This is a genomic window from Sphingopyxis sp. HIX, assembly GCF_001468285.1.
GTDB lineage: Bacteria > Pseudomonadota > Alphaproteobacteria > Sphingomonadales > Sphingomonadaceae > Sphingopyxis.
This window is the reverse complement of record NZ_LNSB01000032.1, coordinates 43,338-63,109: the sequence shown is the minus strand read 5'-3', so window position 1 is coordinate 63,109 and position 19,772 is coordinate 43,338. Positions and strand designations below refer to the sequence as shown.

Genomic DNA, 19,772 nt, shown 5'->3' with positions numbered 1-19,772 from the left:
GCGCGACGCGCCCCAGCCGGCTGCCCGTCACCATCACCTCCTCGGCATAATCCTGCGCGACCTCGACGATCGGCGGCAGCTCCCAGAAGGGGTGCGTGCTGGTGATGTCCATCGGCCAGCATTGCAGCCGCAGCGCCCCCGGCGGGGTGCGCGGCAATGGTGCGCGATAGCCCTTGTTGAGCCGTCCGGCGATCACGTTGAGCTGCGCGTTCGGAAAGCTCGTCACCCCGCCATTGGCGACGGTGATCCAGCCGGTCATGCCCAGCGCCGCGCCGCCCTCGGCGCGGTCGACGACATAGTTGGCGGCCCAGTCGAAACCTTCGGAAAGATAGACGAGCTGGAGCGTCACGGTGCGCGCGCGGCTCGATTCGACCAGGATCGACAGCGTCGGTTTCGCCGACAGATCCTTGGGCACGCGGCTGTAGAGCATGCGCTCGGGCAGCCCCGAACAGCCGAGCGCCTCGAAGCCCTCGGGGGTCTGGAGGATCACGCCGCCGTTCGGTCCCGCCTGGATGATCGCATTCTGCTCGCGCACCTTGCCTGTCTTGCGGTCGGTGCGGCGGAGCGTGACGCTGCGCTTGAGATACGCATCGACCAGCCCCGCGGGCGACAGCAATCGCGCGTCGCGATTCTTCTCGCGCACCCCGTCGGGCAGGCCCGACACCACCGCGGTCTCGGGCAGCAGCCCCTCGGACACGCCCTCGAAGCGCAGCACCGCACTCCCCGCGGGCAAGGTCACCTTGCGCGTCTCGGTGACCAGCGCAAAACCCTGCGGCCATTGGGGATTGATCGGCCCCGCGCCGCGGAAGGGCGCGCGATAGACGGTGACCGCGACGTCCTGCAGCACCGACGACACCACCACCGGCGCCTCGGGCCGCGGCGGCGCGGCGGGCAGGCGCGCGGCGGTCTGCGCCGCCAGCGACAGCGGCGCGAGCAGCGCCAGCAAGGCCGGGATCAGGCGCGCCCAGCGCATAGGCCGCGCCTCAGTAGCGCGAATCGAAGGTGGCGGTGACTTCGGTCTTGCCGTTCGCGGACACCGGCACCGCCCATTCGACGCGGTCGGCCGAGACGCGGTTGCTCTTGAGGCTTTCCTCGGTGATCCGCACGTCGCCCCACAGGCCCGACTGCGCGAGGTCGACCGTCACCGGCCCCGGCCGCGCGTTGGTCACGACATAGCGCATCTTGGTCACCCAGCGCGAATCGCTCTTGCGCGTACGCGAGACGACGGTGGTCTGCACCTTGACGTCGAAGGCGTCGCCGGTGCGCAGCGTCATCGCCGAGCCCATCGGGGTGTGGCCGATCTGGTTCTCGCCGATGAACTGCGGGTCGCCGCGCGCATCGCGCATATAGACGCGGATCGTCCCCGCGGGCAGCTGGTCGCCGAGCCCGCCGTTGGCGGACGTGGAAAAGCGCAACACGCTCGCCGCGCTGATCGGGTCGGTGCTCGCACCGAGCCAGCCGTTGACATATTCATAGGTCGAACGCGCGGGCGCGCCCTTCACGTCGAGGAAGCTCACCTGCTTCTGCTGCGCATTGGCGATCGTCGTTCGCTCGGCGAGCGGATAGAGATAATAGTCGCCGAGCCGCTCGCGCTGGTTGCTCTCGGTCCCCGCTTCGTCGAGCGAGGCGTTCATCCGCGAAAAGCCGCCCCCGCCGCCCGGGCTGCCGGCGACCAGCAAGGTGCGCGCGTTGGTGAAGGTCGTGCCGGTCGAGTTGGTGAGCGTCACCCACCCCTGCATGTCCATCGCGCCCTTGGCGGCGTCGAACAAAGCGACATAGTCGGCGGTCCAGCCGAGGTTCGGCGTGAGGTAGGAGAGGCGTGCGGGGACGGTGCCGGCATTTTCGGCCTGCACGGTCACCGACAGCGTCGGACGCGCGCGCAGGTTCGGGGGAAGCCGGTCGAACACCGCGCGCACCGGCAGGCCGTCGTCGCGCAGCACCTCGATCCGCTCGCCGATCTGGAGCACGATGCCGCCGTTCGCCGCGAGGACCTTGGCGCGTTCGCTGCGTTCGGCGCCGGTCGCGGGGTTGGTGCGCACGAGCGTGATCGACTGGCCGACCGCCTTGTCCATGAGCTTGTCGGGGGTGAGCAGGTCGAAGTCGAAATTCTGCTCGACGATCGCGAGCCCGCCGCCCGACAAGGTCACCGTCTCGGGCCGAATGCGCGCCGAGACGTCGGGAAATTCGATGCGGTTGCGCCCGGCGCTGACCGCGAGCTGGCGGTCGTCCTGCACCAGCGACTGGCCATTGTTGTAGATGGTGACCGCGACGTCGCCCTGCGCGGTGCCGCCGAGTTCGTCCTGCGCCGAAGCGGGAGGTGCCAGAAGGGGGACGGCGGCGGCCCCCAAAAGCCAAGCCTTCTTCTGCCAAGCCCTTGCCAAAGCGCGCATAATCGCTCTCCCCCACATGGTTGTGGGGGAGAGGCTATGTCATGTCGTACCGCTTGGCTAGGCCTATTCGGCGGCCTCGACGCCGGCGCCGCGCGGGGCGAGCGTGCGGCGGGTGCGGCGTGCCTTGGGCGCGGGTGCTTCGTCGCCGGCTGCATCGGCTTCGGCGGCGGGTTCGGGCGCGGGACGGCCGATCGCGGGGGGCAGCACGGCGCTGTCGATCCCGCCATTGCCCTCGTCCTCGTCGCGCGGACGGCGCGGCGAACGGCGCGCAGCGCGCGCGGGCTTGGGCGCTTCCTCGACCGCGGCTTCCTCTTCGCGCTCGGCGCGCGGTTCGGCTTCGACGCGCTCGGGGCGCTGGCGATTGCCGCGATTGTCGTCATTCTCGTCGCGGCGGTTGCCGCGGTTCGGATTACGATCGCCGCGGTCGTTGCGGTCGCCACGCTCATTGCGCTCGCGATTGTCGCGCTCGCCCCGGTCGCTGCGATCATTCCGCTCGCCGCGATTGTCCTCGCGACCCTCGTCCTGCTCGTCCCGGCCCTCGTCGAGGTCGGTGTCGTCGTGCGCGTCGAAATCCTCGACCCCGCGCACTTCGCGCTGGCGGTCGGGGCGATCCTGCTGGCCGCCGTTGCGCTCTTCCTGGCGCGCGCGGAAATCGCTGTGCACGCGGAAATAATGGTCGGCGAACTGCAGATAATATTCGGTCTGCACGCGGTCGCCCGAAAGCTGGGCGTCGCGGGCGAGATTCTTGTATTTCTCGATCATCTGGACCGCGTTGCCGCGGGCCCGGCTGTCGATGCGGTTGGCCTGGTCGACCCCACCGCGGCCGCCGCCCGATCCCGAGCGGTTATTATTGTTGTTATTGTTGTTGCGGCCGCGACGGCGACCGCCCTGACGGTTGTTCATGTTCAACTGAGACATCCTGTCGAAATAAGCTCTTAGCTATGCCAACCCCTTTTGGCCGACCGCGCCCTTGCGCGTCGTGCCCGCGCTCCCTTGCGCGGTTCTTCCTGTTACCGCTCGCCCGGGACATTCGTCCCGCACCAGCATCGTAAATGGGAAGCAGACCCGCCGGACCAGTATCGATGCTCCGCATCGCCAAAGGGACCCTGATCAGGCCTGTACCCACGCCCCTACCCCGCTTTCGGCGCGAAACCAAGCAAATTATTGCGGGTCAGCGCCGCGAACGGGACAGGATGAGAGCGCGGTCGCGGCCGCCGAGGTCCTGGCGGCAAGCGACGTCGAAACCCGCCGCTTCGGCGAGTTCGCGTACCGAGATATGCTGGCTCGCGCCGATTTCAAGCACCGCGATGCCATCGGGAGCGAGCAGGCGCGGCAGGTCGGGGATGATGCGGCGATAGTCGGCGAGCCCGTCGGCGCCCGCGAACAAAGCCTCGGCCGGTTCGTGATCGGCGACGTCGCGCATCAGTTGTTCGCTGTCGGCGATATAGGGCGGGTTGCAGAGGATGAGGTCGAAGGGACCGTCGATCCCGGCGCCCCAGTCGCCCGACAGGAACTCGGTGCGCGCCGCGATGCCCAGCGCCTCGGCATTGTCGCGCGCATAGGCGAGCGCGAACTCAGACGCATCGACGCCGACGCCGCTGGCCGCGGGAAATTCGCTCAGCACCGCGAGCAGCAGGGTACCCGGCCCGGTGCCGAGGTCCAGCACGCGCTTCGGCCAGCCTGCGCCGCGTTCGCGACCGTAGTCGAGACACGCCTCCACCAGCGTCTCGCTGTCCGGGCGCGGGATCAGCACCCCCGCCCCGACCTCGATCCGCAAGGTCCAGAAATCGCGATAGCCGAGGATATAGGCGATGGGCTCATGCGCCATCCGTCGCGCGATCAGATTGGCGTATATCTCGGGCACTTCGAACCGCGCCGGATCGAGCAGCAAAGCCTGCCGCTCGACCCCCAGCGCATGCGCCATCAGCAGTTCGGCATCGAGCCGCGGCGTGTCGCTGGTCGCGCCGAGCAGATTGGCCGCAGTGCGCAGCGATTCCGCCACGCCCGCGAAGATCGGCGTGTCAGTCACCCAGCCCCGCCAGCCGCTGCGCCTGATCCTCGGCGATCAGCGCGTCGATCAGCTCGTCCATCGCGCCTTCCAATATTTCGGGCAGGCGATGGAGCGTCAGGTTGATGCGGTGGTCGGTCACGCGCCCCTGCGGGAAATTATAGGTGCGGATGCGCTCCGAGCGGTCGCCCGAGCCGACCATCGACTTGCGCGCCGACGCCTCGGCGCTGTGGATCTTCTCGCGCTCGAGGTCGTAGAGCCGCGCGCGCAGCACCTGCATCGCCTTGGCGCGGTTCTTGTGCTGGCTGCGCTGGTCCTGCTGGATCACGACGAGGCCGGTCGGGATATGCGTGATGCGGATCGCCGAATCGGTGGTGTTGACGTGCTGGCCGCCCGCTCCGCTCGCGCGGTAGATATCGATCTTGAGGTCGGCATCGTTGATCGCGACATCGACTTCCTCGGCCTCGGGCAGCACCGCGACGGTCGCGGCGCTGGTGTGGATGCGCCCGCCGCTCTCGGTCACCGGCACGCGTTGGACGCGGTGCACCCCGCTCTCGAATTTGAGCTTGGCGAAGACGCCCTGCCCCGCGACGCTCGCGACGACTTCCTTGTAGCCGCCGACCTCGGCCTCGTTCGCCGAGATGATCTCGACCTTCCAGCCCTGCCCGTCGGCGTAGCGGCTGTACATGCGGAGCAGGTCGCCCGCGAACAGCGCCGCCTCGTCGCCGCCGGTGCCGGCGCGGATTTCGAGCATCGCGGCGCGCTCGTCGGCGACGTCCTTGGGCAGCAATTTGACCGCGAGGTCGTGCTCGGCGGCGGGCAGCGCGTCCTCGACGGCGAGCAGTTCCTCCGCCGCCATCGCCTTCATCTCGGGGTCGGCGAGCATCTCGTTCAGCGCGACGACCTCGCCGCGCAGCCGCACCACTTCGGCCGCGGCCTTGGCGACGGGTTCGAGTTCGGCGAACTCCTTCGACGCCGCGACGAAGTCGGCGGGCGCCATATCGCCCGTCGCCATGCGCGCCTGCAAGGCGGCGTGGCGTTCGATGATGGCGTCGATCTGACGGGCGGAAACGGAGGTCATCAGAGCGTGCGAACGATCGCCTCGACCGCCTTCGCCCGCTCGCCGTCGCCGCGCACATTGATGTGCGGCGCGTCGTCGCGCGTGCCGACCGACACCAGCGCGTGCGCCGGAATCTTTGCGGCCTTGTCGAAACGCTTGCGCGGTGACCCCGTCGCGACGATCTCGGCCGAGCGGCCGGCACCGCGCAGCGCCGTCAGCGCCTGCATCGCCAGCGCGAGCCGCGCGTCGTCCTCGAGCGCGATCACCGCGTCGAGCCGCGTGTCGATCACGTCGTCGGAAAGCAGCATCGCCAGCCGCTCGATCCCCGCCGCCCAGCCGACGGCCGCGGTCGGCGGCCCGCCCAGCGCTTCGATCAGCCCGTCGTAGCGCCCGCCGCCGAGCACCGTGCCCTGCGCGCCGAGGCGGTCGGTGACGAATTCGAACGCGGTGTGGCGATAATAGTCGAGCCCGCGCACGAGCCGCGCATTGCGCTCCCACGCGACCCCCGCGGCGTCGAGGCCGGACGTGACCGCGCCGAAAAAGTCCTGCGCTTCGCTCGTCAGAAACGCGTCGATATCGGGCGCGCTGTCGGCGATCGGGCGGTCGCGCGGGTCCTTGCTGTCGAGGATGCGCATCGGATTCTTGTCGAGCCGCGCAAGGCTGTCTTCGCTCAAGCTCCCGCGGTGCGCCTCGAAATGATCGACGAGCGCGGTGCGCCAGGCATCGCGGCTTTCCGCATCGCCCAGCGTGTTGAGCGTGAGCGTCACCCCTGCGGCGATCCCGAGTTCCTTCAAGAGCTGGTCGGCGAAGACGAGCAATTCGGCGTCGGCGAGCGGGCTGTCGCTGCCGAGCACCTCGGCGTCGAGCTGGTGGAATTGGCGATAGCGCCCCTTCTGCGGCCGCTCGTAGCGGAACAGCGGCCCGTGCGTCGCCACCTTGAGCGGCGCGAACTGCTGCCAGCCGCCCGTGACATAGGCGCGCGCGATGCCCGCGGTGAATTCGGGGCGCAGCGTGATCGACTCACCGCCGCGATCGTCGAACGAATACATTTCCTTCGACACGACGTCGGTGGTTTCGCCGAGCGAGCGCGCGAACACCGCGGTCGGCTCGATCACCGGCACCTCGATGCGCTTGTAGCCGTAGAGCCGCCGCACGCGGTCGAAGGTGTCGACGACATGGCTAAAGCGGTCGGCGAAGTCGCCGAGCATGTCCTGCGTGCCCCGAACCGGCTGCGGCGTCGCGATCTTGGCGGATTTGTCCTTGCTCATGGCGGCGGCGTCTAGTCGCTTTTGGTCGAAAGGCAAAGCGCGCTTGCAGTGCCGCGGCTGGACCTCCCCGGCGATTCGCGGCAAAGAGCCGCCATGAAAAAAGCACCGTTCGTCGCAGCCGCCCTGATCGCTTTCACCGCCCCCGCGCATGCGCAGGAGGGCAACAGCCGCCCCGAGCCCGTGGTCCAGCCGCTGACCATTCCGCTGCCCGCCGACCGCCCCTATCCGGGGACGATGCAGCTACGCGTCGACGCCACCGACTTCGCGCGCGGCATCTTCCACGTCCGCCAGACGATCCCGGTCACCAAGGCCGGCAAATTTACCCTGCTCTATCCCGAGTGGCTGCCCGGCAAGCATGCGCCGCGCGGCGCGATCGCCGAGGTTGCGGGGTTCAAGGCCTCGGCCGGCGGCAAGCCGCTAAGCTGGACGCGCCAGCCGACCGACGTCTACGCCTTCGACATCGACGTTCCCGCCGGCGTGAAGAGCATCGACATCGCCTTCGACTTCCTGTCGCCGACGCGCACGGCGGAGGGCCGCGTCGTCGTCACCCCCGCGATGATGAACCTGCAATGGGAGCAGGTCAGCCTCTATCCCGCGGGATATTTCACCCGCCAGATCCCGGTGCAGCTCGAAGCCCTGCTGCCCGAGGGCTGGACCGGTGCCGCGGCGCTCGACGGGCTCAAGGTTTCGGGCAACCGCTACAGCTTCGGCGTCACCAGCTATGAAAACCTCGTCGACAGCCCGATGTTCGCGGGGCGCTGGTTCCGCCAATGGGCGCTCGGCAACGGCGTGACGCTCAATGTCGTCGCGGATGAGGAGAAATATCTCGCCGCCAGCCCCGACCATATCGCGCGCCACGCCGCGCTCGTCGCCGAAGCCGTCGCGCTGTTCGGGGTGCGCCATTTCGACCGCTACGACTTCCTGCTCGCGCTGTCGGACGAGCTCGGCGGCATCGGGCTCGAGCATCACCGCTCGAGCGAAAACAGCCGCAACCCCGATTATTTCACCAAATGGGACGACAACGACAGCGAGCGCGGGCTGCTCCCGCACGAGCTGGTGCACAGCTGGAACGGCAAATACCGCCGTCCCGACAAGCTCTGGACCCCCGATTATCGCACCCCGATGCAGGATAATCTGCTGTGGGTCTATGAGGGGCAGACCAGCTATTGGGACCTCGTCCTCGCGGGCCGCTCGGGCATGCAGTCGAAGGAGATGATCCTCGCCGAATGGGCGACCAACGCGGGCTTCTACACCGTGCAGGCGGGACGCGCCTGGCGCTCGGTCGAGGATACGACGCTCGACCCGATCATCGCGGCGCGCAAGGCGCGCGCCTTCCCCAGCGCGACGCGTACCGAGGATTATTACAACGAGGGCGGGCTGATGTGGCTCGAGGCCGACATGCTGATCCGGCAAGCAACCAATAATGCGAAGAGCCTCGACGATTTCGCCAAGGCCTTCTTCGGCGGGCGCGAAGGCGACTGGGGGCAGGACACTTATGATTTCGACGATGTCGTCGCGGCGCTGAACGCGGTGCATCCATACGACTGGGCGAAATTCCTGCGCGACCGCATGCAGGCGCCCGGCCGTCCCGCGCCGACGGGCGGCATCGAGGCCGCCGGCTACCGCCTCGTCTGGCGCGACGCGCCCAATGTCTATGACCGCGACCGCATGTCGCGCGCGAAGAACGCCGACCTGACCCACAGCCTGGGCCTCGTCATCGACAAGGACGGCGTCGCGGGCAGCATTTTGTGGGACGGGCCCGCCTTCAAGGCCGACATCGTCAACGGGACCAAGATCGTCGCGGTCGACGGCGTGACCTACAGCCGCGAGCGCATCGAGGCCGCGATCCGCGCCGCGACCGACGGCAAGACGCCGGTGAAATTGCTTGTCGAACGCGGCGGCCGCTATCGCACCGTCGAGATCGACTATCGCGGCGGGCTGCGCTGGCCGTATCTGGAGAAGACCGGCACCGGGCCCGACTGGTTCGACCAGCTGCTGGCGGCGAAACGCGCACTTTAACTCGCATTCCTGTGAAGCGAGGGGTTCCGCGCTGCGCCCGCGAGGGCTAAGGCGCGCGCGAATCAATAGATAAAGGACTGCATCTCCCATGCGCATCGACCTGATCCCGGCCGGCGACAGCCCGCCCGACAGCCTGAACGTGCTGATCGAAGTGCCGATCGGCGGCGAGCCGGTGAAGTATGAGTTCGACAAGGCGTCGGGCGCGCTCTTCGTCGACCGCTTCCTGCACACCCCGATGCGCTATCCCGCCAACTACGGCTTCGTGCCGCACACGCTGGGCGAGGACGGCGACCCGCTCGACGCCCTCGTCGTCGCGCGCTCGCCGATCGTCGCGGGCGCGGTGGTGAAGTGCCGCCCGATCGGCGTGCTTTTGATGGAAGACGATGCCGGCGGCGACGAGAAATTGCTCTGCGTGCCGGTCAACAAGACCTTCCCTTATTATGCCGACGTCGCGAGCTACACCCAGATGCCGCCGATCGTGCTTCAGCAGATCGAGCATTTCTTCACCCACTATAAGGACCTCGAACCCGGCAAATGGGCGAAGCTCAACGGCTGGGGCGACGTCGAGGAAGCCAAGCGCATCATCGTCGAATGCGTCGAACGCGCGAAGAAGGTGGGGTTCTGATTAAAACGTCGCCCCCGCGAAGGCGGGGGCGACGCTATTTATTCTCGGATGCGCCCTCGTCCGCCAACACCCGAACATCGGTCCGCGGATAGGGAATCCTGATCCCCGCGTCCTTGAAGCGGTCCCAGATCCCCAGGAACACCTCGCCCTGGATATTGCCCAGCCCCGCCTCGGGGTCGGAGATCCAGTAGCGGAGTTCGTGCTCGACCGCGCGTTCGCCGAACGCCGTGATCCACACCACCGGCTCGGGATCGGTCAGGATGCGCGGATTCGCCTTCGCGACGTCGACCATGATCGCCTGTGCTGCGCGCAGGTCGCAGTCATACGCCACCGGCACGCGCATCCGCACGCGGACGTCGCGGCTCGAATAGCTCCAATTCTCGACGGGCTGCGTCATCAAGAGTTCGTTCGGGATGAGGTGCTTCTTGCCGTCGCGCGTCACGACGCTGACCGCGCGCACCCCGATCTTGGCGACGCGCCCGACATTGGGCATGCCATTGAGCGTCGCCGATCCGCCCATGCTGCTGCCGTCGCCGACGACGATCACGTCGCCCGGCTTGATCGAGCGGTCCATCAGCAGGATGATCCCCGCGATCAGATTGCCGACGGTCTTCTGCAGCCCGAAGCCGATCGCGAGGCCCGCGGCGCCCGAAAAGACCGCGAGCGCGGTGAGATCGATGCCGAGCAGGTCGATGCCGAACAGCATCGCAAACACGAACAATGCGATCGCGATGAGCTTCTCGGTCAAGATGCGCTGGGTGTCGTCGATCTGCGTGTTGCGCCGCAGCAGCCATTTGATCGCGCGCATGCTGAGCTTCACGCCGACATAGAGCAGCACGCCCACGACGATCGTCGACGCCACGCTGTACAGCGACAGCCGATACTGGCCGACGTCGATGCCGATCGCCTGCATCGACGCGGCGACGCCCTCGGCGCCCTCGCGCAGGTCGGCCTTGACGCTCATGCCGCGCCCAGCGCGGCGAAACCGCGCGCAAGATCGGCGATCAGGTCGGCGGGATCCTCGAGCCCGATCGACAGCCGCAGCAGCGGGTCGGGGTCGCCCCAAGTCACGGCCGTTCGGATATCCGCCGGATTGCTCGGCACGACCAGGCTTTCATAGCCGCCCCAGCTGAAACCGATGCCGAAATGCGCCAGCGCCTCGATGAAGCGCGTCCGCCCCGCCTCGTCGGCGCCCTTCAGCGTGAAGCCGAACAGCCCGCTCGCACCGCCGAAGTCGCGCGTCCAGATTTCATGGCCGGGATCGCCGGGAAGCGCCGGGTGCAGCACGCGTCCGACCTCGGGCCTTGCCGCCAGCCATTTGGCGACCGCAATCGCGCTCGCCTGGTGCCGCGCCATCCGCACGTCGAGCGTCCGGAGCCCGCGCAGCATCAGCGCACAATCGTCGGGCGAGACCGCCTGCCCGAGCTGGTACGCCGCGCTGCGCAGCTTCGGCCACACCGCGCGCGTCGCGGTCAGCGACCCCATCATCGCGTCGCTGTGCCCGCCGATATATTTGGTGAGGCTCATCATCGTCACGTCGACGCCGTGCGCCAGCGCGGGAAAGAGCAAGGGCGTCGCCCAGGTGTTGTCGAGCATCGTCAGCACGCCGCGTTCGTGCGCGACCGCGGTGATCGCGGGAATATCCTGCACTTCGAAGGTCAGGCTGCCCGGCGATTCGAGGAAGATCAGCTTCGTCTCGGGGGTGATCAGGTCGGCGATCCTCGCCCCGACCAGCGGGTCATAATAGGTCGTGCGCACGCCCATCCGCGCCAGCATGCCGTTGCAGAAGGCGCGCGTCGGCTCATAGGCGCTGTCGACCATCAGCAGATGATCGCCCGGCGCGAGCAGCGCGAGCATGCCCGCCGAATTGGCCGCGACGCCCGAGGGATAGAGCAAGGTCCCTTCGGCGCCCGGCTCCATGTCGGTCAGCGCATCGGCGAGCGCCCACACCGTCGGCGTCCCGCGGCGGCCGTAATAGAGCTTGTCGTGCGTCGCATGCCCGCGCGCCTTCAGGTCGGCGATGCTGTCATAGAGGATCGTCGAGGCGCGCCACACCGGCGGATTGACGATGCTGCCGCCCAGCCGCGGGTCGCCGGTCCACTCGGGCCGCCGCCCGCCCTGCACCAATTTTGTCGCCGGGCGGAGGCTGTCGTCGTCGCTTTTGCTCATGCGCCCCTGTTAGCGGCGCGGGGCGCAAAATCCAGTGGCGGGCATGCTCCTGCCCGCGCAGCGGGCCATTCCTCATCTCACGCAAAGGCGCAAAGGCGCGAAGAGTTCAGGTCCACGGGCGCTGCTCCGCGCCAAAATCTTTTCGCCTTTGCGCCTTTGCGTGAGTCAAAATGGCGCTACGGGCGGGTTTTCAAACGAACGCCAGCAGGGCCCCGCCCGGCCCGATCAACAGGCCCAAGACCGAACAGATCGCGAGCATCGGGATGATCCCCAGCTTGAGGCGGAACAGCAGCAGCGCCGCGAGCAGCGCGAGCAGCACCGCGGCCCAGTCGACCGACGCCCACACCGGCACCTCGAAACCCCAGCCACTCGGTTCGAGCCGCCGGAACAGCACGTGCAGCGCGAACCACAAGGACAGGTTGGCGATCACGCCGACGACCGCCGCGGTCACCGCCGCCAGCGCGCCCTTCAGCCCCGCGGCGCGCTCGAGCCGGTCGATCCACGGCGCAAAGGCGAAGATCCACAGGAAACAGGGCGCAAAGGTCACCCAGAGAGTCAGACCCGCGCCGAGCAACGCCGCGACGAAGGGTGTGAAGGGCGCCGCGTCGCGATAGGCCGCGAGGAAGCCGACGAATTGCGTGACCAGGATCAGCGGCCCCGGCGTGGTCTCGGCGAGTCCCAGCCCGTCGGCCATCTCGCCCGGCCGCAGCCAGCCGTAACCCGACACCGCCTCCTGCGCCATATAGGCGAGCACCGCATAGGCGCCGCCGAAGGTCACCACCGCGAGCTGCGAGAAAAAGACCCCGATGTCCCAGAGCACATGCTGTTTGCCGAGCGTGACGAGGATCAGCAGCATCGGGGCCGCCCAGATTGCGCCCCAGCCGAGCACCGCCGAGAGGCTCTGCCGCCACGCCGACCGCGCAGGCGGGGCCGGCGTCGCCGCGGCGGGCGCGAGCTTCAGCCACTCGGGCCGCCAGCGCCCCGCCGCCCAGCCGACAAGCAGCGCGCCGAGGATCACGACCGGGAAGGGCAGGGTCAGGATTGCAATGGCGACAAAGGACGCGACCGCTATCCCTCGCTGGAGTGGCGTCTTGAGCGCCCGCCCCGCGATCCTGAGCAGCGCCTGCACGACGATCGCGAGCACCGCAGCCTTGATCCCGAGAAACAGCGCCGCAAACCAGTCGACCCCCGTCGCCATCACATAGAGCGCCGACAGGCCGAGCATGACCAGCGCGCCGGGGATGATGAACAGCAGCCCCGCGACCAGCCCGCCGCGCAGCCCGTGCAGCCGCCAGCCGATCCACGTCGCGAGCTGCTGCGCCTCGGGTCCGGGCAACAGGTGGCAGAAATTGAGCGCGTGGAGGAAGGTCGCCTCGTCGACCCAGCGCCGCTCGTCGACGAATTCGCGGTGCATCAGCGCGATCTGCCCCGCGGGGCCGCCGAAACTCAAACAGCCGATCCGCGCATAGGCGCGCACCGCTTCGGCAAAACTGGGGATTAAGGGAGGGGAAGATTCGGTCATCGGTCACGCTTCTCCAGCCGGCAGAGCCGGGTGAAAAAGCAACGCTTGGGCGGATGCCTGACCGGGAGGTTGCCTCGCCCCGATAGCGCTGGATTAACGCGGCGCAGCGGGAGCGGGCAAGCAAGAAAAAGCAGCGCAGTCCCAAAGCCGCGCTTGCGACTGCCCCCAGCGAGCTTCTAAAATATCTCGCACGAAGCCACAAAGATGGTTGCCGCCGGAAGCGACGCGCACTGGCTGCTCCCCTTTGTGGCTTCGTGGCTTTGTGCGAGTCAAAAACGCGACCGCCGGTCACCAAACCGCGGCCGGTTTCGAGAAGGTTTCGCGCAAAGACGCAAAGGCGCAAAGAGGGAGCGACCTCTTTGCGCCTTTGCGTCTTTGCGCGAAACGAAAATGGCGCTGCGCGCGGAGCCATGCCCGCGCGGACGGGTTACGCCGCGCCGGTCGCCTTCGGCGTCGCCGGATCGGCGCCCCATTCGGTCCAGCTGCCGTCGTAGACCGCGACATCGTCCTTGCCGAGCAGGTGCGCGCCGAAGGCGACGACGGTCGCGGTCATGCCGCTGCCGCAGGTGGTGACCAGCGGCTTGTCGAGGTCGACCCCCGCGGCGTCGAACGCCGCCTTGAGATCGTCGCCACGCTTCCAGGTGCCGTCGGCGTTGAACAGCTCGCCATAGGGCAGGCTCTTCGACCCCGGGATATGGCCCGGCGCGACGCCGGGGCGCGGGTCGCGCTCTTCGCCGGTGAAGCGCGCCGACGAGCGCGCGTCGACCAGCTGCTCGGCGCCGCTGTCCACATTCGCGAGCACTTCGTCCTTGGTGCGCACCGCCTTGGCGTCGCGCCACACGGTGAAGTGGCGGTGGCGGAGCGTCTGCTTGCCCATTTCGAGCGGGCGGCCCTCGGCCTTCCACTTGGCGAGCCCGCCGTCGAGCAGCGCGACGTCGTGCGCACCGAACAGCTTCAAGAGCCACCAGGCGCGCGCCGCGCTCTTCAGCGGGCTGTCGTCATAGAGCACGATGCGGCTGCCGTCGCCGAGGCCCAGCGACTGCATGCGGCTCGCGAATTTCTCGGCCGGGGGGGCCATATTGTCGATGCTGCTGTTCGCGTCGGTCAGCTCGGCCAGGTCCATGAACACCGCGCCGGGGATGTGGCCCGCTTCATATTCGCCCCGCGCGTCGCGGTCGGCCTCCAGGAATTTCGTCGCATCGACGACCCGCAGGTCCGATGCCCCCAGTTCGCGTTCCAGCCAGTCGGTTGAGACCAAGGCGTCCATGTCATGCTCCTGTTACGACCCGGCGGCGGACCTGTGCCTGTCCCCTCGCCAGCCAACCTGCTCTTTCCGGGGACGGCAAGCCTATGCCCCCACCGGCGCCTTTTCAAGCGCCGCGGTGTCCTGCCCGAGCAGATGCTGCACTGCAACAGAAAAGCGTGACGCGCGCGTGACGCCTCTATTGGGTGCGGCGCACCGCGGTCGCGCGCGAACCGGGGCGGTCGACCGCGTAGGACGGGCGGTCGAGCGGGAGCGGCGCGAGCTTCTCGCTGCCGCTCGCCCCCTGTTCGCGGCCGAGCACAAAGCTGCCGGCGTTCTGGCCGAAGGCGTCGGGGTCGTCGCTTTCCCAATGATAGGTGACGTCGAAGGCCATCACCGGGACCAGCATCGGCTTGCCGCCGATCATCAGCGGCTCGACGATCGCGCGCGGCAACATCGCCTCGGTCGTGAGCGATTCGCCCGCACCGACCTTGATCTCCATATCGTCGCGCAGCACGCTGCCGCCCGCGCCGTCGAAGAAACGCGCGAGCACGGGCTCGGGCATCGCCGATCCCTGGTTGAGCGCGATGCGTACCATCAGCCCGGTCGCATCGGCCGACCCCTGGTTGGCAAGGTCGAGCGCGAAGCCGACGACGACATGCTCGGGGGTCATGCGGATCGACACGACGTCGAGCGCGATCGATACGATGGCACGGCGCTCGGCGGCGGGGCGGGTGACGAGCGGCGAGGGTGCGCGCTGGCCTGCGACGGCGCCTTCGAGCACCGGCTGGCGTGCGGGCGCTACGGGCTGCGGCTGCGGGGCAGGCGGCGGCGTAACGGCGCGCGGCGTGGGCTGGGGCGCGGGAACCGGGCGCGGCGGCGGGGGCGCTTGCGGAACGGGCTCGACCGACGGGCCATCGGCGACCACCGGACGGCGGCGCCAATACCAGTAGCCGGCGCCCGCCGCCGCGAGCAGCGCGAGCAGCCAGGTCCAGACCGGCATGCCCCGGTCGGGCGCGGGCGCGGCGGCGGCGGCATCGACCACCGACGCATCGTCGGCCAGCGGATCGCTGGTCGTCGTCGCAGACGGCAGGCTCAGCCCGGGGGCCGCGTCGGACGCCGTCGGGAGCGTATCGGTGGACGCGGCGTCATCGGTCGGCGCTGCAGCGCGCGGCGCGGCGGCGGCCGGATCGCGCGGCGTCGCAGGGGTCGCGGCCGGACGCGTGGTCGTCGGCGCGGCGGGTTGCGGTTGCACCTGCGGCTGGGTCGGCGCGACGCGCGGCGGCGCGGGTGTGGGCGCGGGCGTCGGGCGCGTGTCGTTCGGGCCGGTCGGCGCGATGCCGTTGTTCGACGGTCCCTGCACGCCGGGCGCACGGCCGTCATTCTCGGCCGCGGGGGGCAGGCGGAAGTCGATCGAGCGCGGCGGCGCGGGCGCAGGGGTCTCGGCCTCTTGCGCGCCGACGGGCATGGTGAGCCCCGCCGCCAGCGCGAACGCCAGCACCGCCCGCGCGCTGCCCGTCATCCCGAAATGCCTGTGCGTCATTCTATCCGTACGATCCCGATCGTGCCTTTCGCGCCTCATCCGCTGAATTGGCGCTGAATGGCGCGCGCCCCGCCCAATCGTGGAGAGTCGACGGATGACAGCGGCCGCGCGCGTCCCTAGAGGGATTTCATGTCCGATTCCACCCCCCTGCCGCTCGCGCCCAAACATCTCGGCCAATCGAGCGAACTGCCTGCCTCACCGGAGGCGGCGCAGCTCGACTATGTGCCCAACCCGCGCGCGGGCGAGCTCTATCTCGTACGCTTCGCCGCGCCCGAGTTCACCTCGCTGTGCCCGGTGACCGGCCAGCCCGATTTCGCGCATCTGGTGATCGATTATGCCCCCGGCGACACGATCGTCGAATCGAAGAGCCTCAAGCTCTTCCTCGGCAGCTTTCGCAACCATGCCGGCTTCCACGAAGATTGCACCGTCGGCATCGGCCGCCGCCTGTTCGACGAGATGCAGCCCAAATGGCTGCGCATCGGCGGCTACTGGTATCCGCGCGGCGGCATTCCGATCGACGTCTTCTGGCAATCGGGCGCACCGCCCGCGGGGCTGTGGCTCCCCGACCAGGGCGTCGCGCCCTATCGCGGGCGCGGCTAGGGACCGCAGTTCGGCTTAGCCGCAGCAGGGCTGGCGGCTGTCGTCGGCCATCTCGTCGTCGTCGGGGACCGGGTTCACCAGCGGCAGCGGTGCCGGCGGCGCGGTCGCCGCAGTGACCAGCCCCGCGAATTTCGTCCAGGGGAATTGCTTGCCCGGGTCGGCGCGGCGGCGGGGATCGACCGAGGCGTGCGAGAAGACCCAGCGCAGATTGGGATATTTCGCCCAGCAATAGCGCACGATGTCGGCGGTCGCCTGCACCTGCCAGTCCGAATAGGGATCGGTGTAATCGTCGAGGTCCTGCCGGTTCACGATCTCGATCCCCAGCGTCCAGTGGTTGATCAGCGCCGCGCCGCCGTTGATCGCCCGGTTCGACTTGTCGTCGCGCACGTGCCGCGCCGCACGCGCTTCATAGACCGAAGCGATGACCTTGCGGCCATGCTCGGCCTCGCGCTCGGCGGGGACGATCCAGTGCGCCGACGCATTCGCCGCGGTGCGCCAGTGCTGCAGCGCGCCGCCCGAGGTGCTGCCCGCCGTCGCATGGATCACCACGCCCTTGATCCCCAACACGGGATCGAAGCGCCTTTTGCTCGCGCGGTTGGCGTTGAACCAGTCGATGTCGTGGACCACCGTTTCCGCGAGCGAACTGCGCGGCGGCCGCGTCTTGCCATTCAGATCGAGGATATAGGTTTCGGGATTCGCCATGATGCCCCCCATTTTGCCGAGGCTCTCCGTCGAGTCGGCACCAGCGGAGTGTCTCCCGGCGGCGGGGCGCGGTATTGGATCGAAACGACAGATGATTTCGCCAGATGATTCCGGGGGCGGCGCACCAATTTTCATCTTCCCGTCACACTTTGTTGACATTAGTGTCAACGATATGACCAAGGCCTCGCTCCCGCACGATCACGCCATCGCCGTCGGCGCCGACGCGATCGACTTCATGGGGCACGTCAACAACGCCCATTATCTGAGCTGGGTGCAGGACGCGGTGCTGTCGCACTGGCGCCACATCGCGCCGCCCGACGCGGTCGCGGCGCATCTGTGGGTCGCGCTGAAGCACGAGATCACCTATCGCCGCCCCGCCTTCCTCGACGACCAGGTCATCGCGACGGTGATCCTCGAAAAGGTGCAGGGCGCGCGCGCCTTTTACGAGACGATCATCAAGCGCGGCGAGGAAGTGCTGGCCGAGGTCAAGTCGAGCTGGTGCTGCATCGATGCCGAGACGCTGCGTCCCGCGCGCCTCGCGAGCGAGGTCGTCGCGCGCTTCTTTCCCGGCGAAAAGGCCTAGCTCGACCCCTCGAGCATCGCGTCGACGAGCGTTTCGAGAAATTTGCAATTCTCGTCGATATCCTTGACCTCCTTGACCATCGCGGGGTCGTCGGCCTTTTCGGCGATCCGCGCAAAGCGGTTCATCTGGGCGTCGAAGTCGGTCCTGATCTGCGCGTCGTCCTCGTCGGCGAGCACCGTCGCGATCGCCAGGAATTTCGTCCCCGATTCGACCATCTTCGGATCCTCGGCCGCGCCTTCGCTGCCGAGTCCGGCCATGATCCCGAAAAAGGCCATGCACTGGATGCTGTTGTCGTAAAGCTCGCGCTCGTCGGCGTCGATCGTCATCGCATGGGCCGCGGGCGCAGCGGCGGCGGCGAAAAGGAGAGCGGCGGCAAGGGTCGGATATTTCATGGTTTCCCCCGATATCGACCCGGGCGCAGCCTTGGCATGGTGCGGGGCTGGCGCAAAGCGGAAAATGCGGATGGCGCGCCGCGCCCCGACCGTCGCCCTACGCCGCCTCGAACCGGATCGGCAGCCGCTTCAGCCCGCCGACGAACACCGACTGTACCCGCGCCGGCTCGCCCGTCAGTTCGAGGCTTTTGATCCGCGGCAGCAGTTCCTCCATCATAATCCGCATCTCCATCCGCGCCAGATGCTGGCCGAGGCACACATGCGCGCCGAAGCCGAAAGCGAGCTGCTGGTTCTTCGGCCGGTCGGGGTCGAAGGCGAAGGGCGTGTCGAATATCCCCTCGTCGCGGTTCGCCGAGACATAGTTGAGCATCAGCCAGTCGCCGGCGCGGACCTGCTGCCCGCCGATCTCGACGTCCTCCCTGGCGCTGCGCATGAAATGCTGCACCGGGGTGGTCCAGCGGATCGCTTCCTCGATCAGCCCCGCCTTGTCGCTGTCGGCGGCTCGGAAGCGTTCGAACAGCGCGGGGTCCTTCGCCAGCTCCATGATCGCGCCCGCGGTCGACGCGCTGGTCGTGTCGTGCCCGGCGGTCGCGATGATCATATAATAGCCCGCGAGCTCGCGGTCGGGGATTTGCCCGCCGTCGATCGTCGCATTGGCGATCACCGTCGCGATGTCCTCGCGCGGATTGGCGCGGCGGTCCGCGGTAAGCGCGCCGAAATAATTTTCGAAATCGGCGATGACATAATGGAGCATCGCGATCGCCTGTTCGGCGCTGGTGATCGCCTCGCGGCTGCGGTTGAGGTCGGGGTCGGTCGATCCGAACAGCTGCTGCGTGAGCATCAGCATGCGCGGCTCGTCCTCGGGCGGCACGCCCAAAATGTCCATGATCACGCGCAGCGGATAATGCGCCGCGACGTCGCGGGCGAAATCGCATTCGGGGCCCGCGGCGAGCATCGCATCGACGGTCTCGCGGGCCAGCGTCCGGATGCGGTCTTCGACGATCTTCAAATTCTTGGGCATGAACCAGCTCTGGGTGAGCAGGCGGTATTTCATATGGTCGGGCGCATCCATCTGGACCAGCGAGCGGATCAGATGACCGTCGTTGTTCGGCGTCGCGGCGCGGGCGATCGCCTCGCCGTCGCGGTTGGTGAGCACCGTCGGGCGCAGGCCGCTGGCGAAGCGCTGCGGATCCTTGCTGATCGCCATGATGTCGGCGTGGCGGGTGACGAGCCAGAAGGGGTCGACCTCGACATTTTCGGCCACCGCCAGCGGCGCATTGGCGCGCGCCCAGGCGAGCTGTTCGTGCAGCCCGTCCCATTGCCCGTAAGCGACGGGATCGACGACGGCGGCGGCTACCTCTCCAGGCAATATCGGTTTTGTCATGAAACCCAAGCTGCCGCGATTCGACGGGGTTGTCGAGGGGGCAACAACCACCTTTGCCCCTACGCGTCATCCCCGCGAAGGCGGGAATCCAGCTTTTTCCTTCTTTGCGTTCTTTGCGCCTTTGCGTGCGATAAATTTGAATCACGCAAAGGCGCAAAGAACGCGAAGGGTTTTGGGATCATCCGTGGCTTTCAGCCTGACCGCTTCGCAAGAAGCTGGATCCCCGCCTTCGCGGGGATGACGAACAAGAACGAAACGAGGGAA

18 protein-coding genes are annotated in these 19,772 nt (G+C 68.1%); 4 read left to right on the top strand and 14 right to left on the bottom strand.

The features are described from left to right. The 6 genes from ATE62_RS15485 to hisS all read right to left on the bottom strand — a co-directional run. Positions 1-973: DUF4139 domain-containing protein (locus tag ATE62_RS15485; RefSeq protein ID WP_443028868.1), on the bottom strand; the 973-nt coding region annotated here is incomplete at its 3' end. A 10-nt stretch (positions 974-983) separates the two neighbouring features. Then, entirely contained in the window at positions 984-2,390 is a 1,407-nt protein-coding gene (locus tag ATE62_RS15480; protein ID WP_058808227.1) for a DUF4139 domain-containing protein, read from the bottom strand. A gap of 63 nt (positions 2,391-2,453) precedes the next feature. Beyond that, a complete protein-coding gene (locus ATE62_RS15475; RefSeq protein ID WP_058808228.1) occupies positions 2,454-3,293 on the bottom strand; it encodes a DUF4167 domain-containing protein in 840 nt (279 codons plus the stop codon). Positions 3,294-3,561: 268 nt separating this feature from the next. After that, positions 3,562-4,392: a peptide chain release factor N(5)-glutamine methyltransferase gene (gene prmC / locus ATE62_RS15470; RefSeq protein ID WP_058808271.1), complete on the bottom strand. Its 831-nt coding sequence runs from the start codon at positions 4,390-4,392 to the stop codon at positions 3,562-3,564. Positions 4,393-4,411: 19 nt separating this feature from the next. Further along, the gene (gene prfA, locus ATE62_RS15465; protein ID WP_058808229.1) at positions 4,412-5,479 is read right to left on the bottom strand and encodes a peptide chain release factor 1; all 1,068 of its coding nucleotides are present in this window, start codon (positions 5,477-5,479) and stop codon (positions 4,412-4,414) included. Continuing rightward, positions 5,479-6,726 carry a histidine--tRNA ligase gene (gene hisS, locus ATE62_RS15460; RefSeq protein WP_058808230.1) on the bottom strand — a complete coding sequence of 416 codons (1,248 nt, stop codon included), beginning with the start codon at positions 6,724-6,726 and terminating at the stop codon, positions 5,479-5,481. The genes prfA and hisS overlap by 1 nt, the downstream gene beginning before the upstream one ends. 93 nt (positions 6,727-6,819) lie before the next feature. Here hisS and ATE62_RS15455 point away from each other — a divergent pair, with 93 nt between their 5' ends. Further along, complete coding sequence (locus ATE62_RS15455; RefSeq protein WP_058808231.1) at positions 6,820-8,745, top strand: M61 family metallopeptidase; 1,926 nt, start codon at positions 6,820-6,822, stop codon at positions 8,743-8,745. 88 nt (positions 8,746-8,833) lie between these two features. Next, entirely contained in the window at positions 8,834-9,370 is a 537-nt protein-coding gene (gene ppa / locus ATE62_RS15450; protein WP_058808232.1) for an inorganic diphosphatase, read from the top strand. A gap of 34 nt (positions 9,371-9,404) precedes the next feature. Here ppa and ATE62_RS15445 read toward each other — a convergent pair whose 3' ends face one another. The 5 genes from ATE62_RS15445 to ATE62_RS15425 all read right to left on the bottom strand — a co-directional run bounded on the left by ATE62_RS15445 (position 9,405) and on the right by ATE62_RS15425 (position 15,847). After that, positions 9,405-10,334, bottom strand: coding sequence for a mechanosensitive ion channel family protein (locus tag ATE62_RS15445; protein ID WP_058808233.1), 930 nt, complete (start codon positions 10,332-10,334; stop codon positions 9,405-9,407). Next, the gene (metC, locus tag ATE62_RS15440; RefSeq protein ID WP_058808234.1) at positions 10,331-11,539 is read right to left on the bottom strand and encodes a cystathionine beta-lyase; all 1,209 of its coding nucleotides are present in this window, start codon (positions 11,537-11,539) and stop codon (positions 10,331-10,333) included. The genes ATE62_RS15445 and metC overlap by 4 nt, the downstream gene beginning before the upstream one ends. 190 nt (positions 11,540-11,729) lie before the next feature. Beyond that, on the bottom strand, positions 11,730-13,061 hold the full coding sequence (gene chrA / locus ATE62_RS15435) for a chromate efflux transporter (protein ID WP_058808235.1): 1,332 nt from the start codon (positions 13,059-13,061) through the stop codon (positions 11,730-11,732). Between the two features lie 427 nt (positions 13,062-13,488). Continuing rightward, positions 13,489-14,328 (bottom strand): 3-mercaptopyruvate sulfurtransferase, encoded by an 840-nt coding sequence (gene sseA / locus ATE62_RS15430; RefSeq protein ID WP_058808236.1) that lies wholly within the window; start codon positions 14,326-14,328, stop codon positions 13,489-13,491. 175 nt (positions 14,329-14,503) lie between these two features. Then, positions 14,504-15,847: a hypothetical protein gene (locus tag ATE62_RS15425; protein ID WP_058808237.1), complete on the bottom strand. Its 1,344-nt coding sequence runs from the start codon at positions 15,845-15,847 to the stop codon at positions 14,504-14,506. Between the two features lie 129 nt (positions 15,848-15,976). Here ATE62_RS15425 and queF point away from each other — a divergent pair, with 129 nt between their 5' ends. Further along, positions 15,977-16,447 (top strand): preQ(1) synthase, encoded by a 471-nt coding sequence (gene queF / locus ATE62_RS15420; RefSeq protein WP_058808238.1) that lies wholly within the window; start codon positions 15,977-15,979, stop codon positions 16,445-16,447. Between the two features lie 15 nt (positions 16,448-16,462). On the opposite strand, the gene ATE62_RS15415 is transcribed toward queF, so the two are convergent. Further along, positions 16,463-17,149, bottom strand: a complete 687-nt coding sequence (locus ATE62_RS15415; protein ID WP_058808239.1) for an N-acetylmuramoyl-L-alanine amidase — start codon at positions 17,147-17,149, stop codon at positions 16,463-16,465. A gap of 172 nt (positions 17,150-17,321) precedes the next feature. Between ATE62_RS15415 and ATE62_RS15410 the strand changes: the two genes are divergently transcribed. Next, positions 17,322-17,732, top strand: a complete 411-nt coding sequence (locus ATE62_RS15410) for an acyl-CoA thioesterase (RefSeq protein WP_058808240.1) — start codon at positions 17,322-17,324, stop codon at positions 17,730-17,732. Here ATE62_RS15410 and ATE62_RS15405 read toward each other — a convergent pair. Both ATE62_RS15405 and ATE62_RS15400 read right to left on the bottom strand, forming a co-directional pair. Then, complete coding sequence (locus ATE62_RS15405) at positions 17,729-18,124, bottom strand: hypothetical protein (protein ID WP_058808241.1); 396 nt, start codon at positions 18,122-18,124, stop codon at positions 17,729-17,731. The two genes, ATE62_RS15410 and ATE62_RS15405, sit on opposite strands and share 4 nt — an antisense overlap. Before the next feature lie 97 nt (positions 18,125-18,221). Beyond that, positions 18,222-19,508 (bottom strand): cytochrome P450, encoded by a 1,287-nt coding sequence (locus ATE62_RS15400; protein WP_058808242.1) that lies wholly within the window; start codon positions 19,506-19,508, stop codon positions 18,222-18,224. Positions 19,509-19,772: the final 264 nt, after the last annotated feature.

Coding starts and splice junctions, on each gene's coding strand:
- ppa (WP_058808232.1), top strand. CDS start 8,834: ATGCGCATCGACCTGATCCCGGCCGGCGACAGCCCGCCCGACAGCCTG.
- ATE62_RS15475 (WP_058808228.1), bottom strand. CDS start 3,293: ATGAACAACCGTCAGGGCGGTCGCCGTCGCGGCCGCAACAACAATAAC.
- prfA (WP_058808229.1), bottom strand. CDS start 5,479: ATGACCTCCGTTTCCGCCCGTCAGATCGACGCCATCATCGAACGCCAC.
- hisS (WP_058808230.1), bottom strand. CDS start 6,726: ATGAGCAAGGACAAATCCGCCAAGATCGCGACGCCGCAGCCGGTTCGG.
- ATE62_RS15455 (WP_058808231.1), top strand. CDS start 6,820: ATGAAAAAAGCACCGTTCGTCGCAGCCGCCCTGATCGCTTTCACCGCC.
- ATE62_RS15445 (WP_058808233.1), bottom strand. CDS start 10,334: ATGAGCGTCAAGGCCGACCTGCGCGAGGGCGCCGAGGGCGTCGCCGCG.
- ATE62_RS15405 (WP_058808241.1), bottom strand. CDS start 18,124: ATGAAATATCCGACCCTTGCCGCCGCTCTCCTTTTCGCCGCCGCCGCT.
- ATE62_RS15415 (WP_058808239.1), bottom strand. CDS start 17,149: ATGGCGAATCCCGAAACCTATATCCTCGATCTGAATGGCAAGACGCGG.
- ATE62_RS15425 (WP_058808237.1), bottom strand. CDS start 15,847: ATGACGCACAGGCATTTCGGGATGACGGGCAGCGCGCGGGCGGTGCTG.
- ATE62_RS15400 (WP_058808242.1), bottom strand. CDS start 19,508: ATGACAAAACCGATATTGCCTGGAGAGGTAGCCGCCGCCGTCGTCGAT.
- metC (WP_058808234.1), bottom strand. CDS start 11,539: ATGAGCAAAAGCGACGACGACAGCCTCCGCCCGGCGACAAAATTGGTG.
- sseA (WP_058808236.1), bottom strand. CDS start 14,328: ATGGACGCCTTGGTCTCAACCGACTGGCTGGAACGCGAACTGGGGGCA.
- ATE62_RS15480 (WP_058808227.1), bottom strand. CDS start 2,390: ATGCGCGCTTTGGCAAGGGCTTGGCAGAAGAAGGCTTGGCTTTTGGGG.
- chrA (WP_058808235.1), bottom strand. CDS start 13,061: ATGACCGAATCTTCCCCTCCCTTAATCCCCAGTTTTGCCGAAGCGGTG.
- queF (WP_058808238.1), top strand. CDS start 15,977: ATGTCCGATTCCACCCCCCTGCCGCTCGCGCCCAAACATCTCGGCCAA.
- ATE62_RS15410 (WP_058808240.1), top strand. CDS start 17,322: ATGACCAAGGCCTCGCTCCCGCACGATCACGCCATCGCCGTCGGCGCC.